Source organism: Tsukamurella pseudospumae, from assembly GCF_001575195.1.
GTDB classification, from domain to species: Bacteria; Actinomycetota; Actinomycetes; order Mycobacteriales; family Mycobacteriaceae; genus Tsukamurella; species Tsukamurella pseudospumae.
Genome location: NZ_LSRF01000035.1, coordinates 1 through 1,640, shown reverse-complemented (window position 1 = coordinate 1,640; position 1,640 = coordinate 1). Strand labels below are relative to the sequence as shown.

Sequence of the window (1,640 nt, the reverse complement as noted above, 5' to 3'; positions counted from 1 at the left end):
GTCCCTGCTCGACCTGTCAGTCTCACAGTCAAGCTCCCTTGTGCACTTGCACTCAACACCTGATTGCCAACCAGGCTGAGGGAACCTTTGGGCGCCTCCGTTACATTTTGGGAGGCAACCGCCCCAGTTAAACTACCCACCAGGCACTGTCCCTGAACCAGATCATGGTCCGAGGTTGAGGTATCCAATACGATCAGAGTGGTATTTCAACAACGACTCCACGAACACTGGCGTGCCCGCTTCACAGTCTCCCACCTATCCTACACAAACCGAACCGAACACCAATACCAAGCTATAGTGAAGGTCCCGGGGTCTTTTCGTCCTGCCGCGCGTAACGAGCATCTTTACTCGTACTGCAATTTCGCCGAGTCTGTGGTTGAGACAGCAGAGAAGTCGTTACGCCATTCGTGCAGGTCGGAACTTACCCGACAAGGAATTTCGCTACCTTAGGATGGTTATAGTTACCACCGCCGTTTACTGGGGCTTAAATTCTCAGCTTCGCCTTACGGCTAACCGGTCCTCTTAACCTTCCAGCACCGGGCAGGCGTCAGTCCATATACATCGTCTTACGACTTCGCATGGACCTGTGTTTTTAGTAAACAGTCGCTTCTCTCTGGTCTCTGCGACCCCACACCGCTCACGGAGTAAATCCGGTCACAATGCGAGGTCCCCCTTCTCCCGAAGTTACGGGGGCATTTTGCCGAGTTCCTTAACCACAGTTCTCTCGATCTCCTTGGTATTCTCTACCTGACCACCTGTGTTGGTTTGGGGTACGGGCCACATCAGATCTCGCTAGAGGCTTTTCTCGGCAGCATAGGATCATGGAATTCACCGCAACGGCTACGCATCACCTCTCAGGCTATGTGAGATCCGGATTTGCCTAGATCTCGCCCTACAGGCTTACACCAGTACAACCACTGACTGGCCCCACTACCTTCCTGCGTCACCCCATCGCTTGACTACTACCAGCCGAGGTCCCGTGCATCCACTCAACTGTCACCCGAAGGTGATCCGTAAGCTTCAGGACGGTTAGTACAACTGATTCATCAGGGGCGATCTGACACGGGTACGGGAATATCAACCCGTTGTCCATCGACTACGCCTGTCGGCCTCGCCTTAGGTCCCGACTCACCCTGGGAGGATTAACCTAGCCCAGGAACCCTTGGTCATCCGGAGGACACGTTTCTCACGTGTCATTCGCTACTCATGCCTGCATTCTCACTCGCACAGCCTCCACAACTAGGTCACCCTGCTGCTTCTACGGCTGCACGACGCTCCCCTACCCACCCACACCAAAGATGTGAGTGCCGCGGCTTCGGCGGTGTACTTGAGCCCCGCTAAATTGTCGGCGCCCAGCCACTAGACCAGTGAGCTATTACGCACTCTTTCAAGGGTGGCTGCTTCTAAGCCAACCTCCTGGTTGTCTTCGCGACCGGACATCCTTTTCCACTTAGTACACGCTTAGGGGCCTTAGCCGGCGATCTGGGCTGTTTCCCTCTCGACTACGAAGCTTATCCCCCGCAGTCTCACTGCCACGTTCTCACTTACCGGCATTCGGAGTTTGGCTGACGTCAGTAACCTGTGAGGGCCCATCGGCCATCCAGTAGCTCTACCTCCGGCAAGAAACACGTGACGCTGCA

At 55.1% G+C, this 1,640-nt stretch carries 1 rRNA gene; it reads right to left on the bottom strand.

Annotated features, from left to right (window positions below):
- Positions 1-1,640: ribosomal RNA gene (locus tag AXK60_RS12840) — 23S ribosomal RNA — on the bottom strand; the annotation flags it as partial.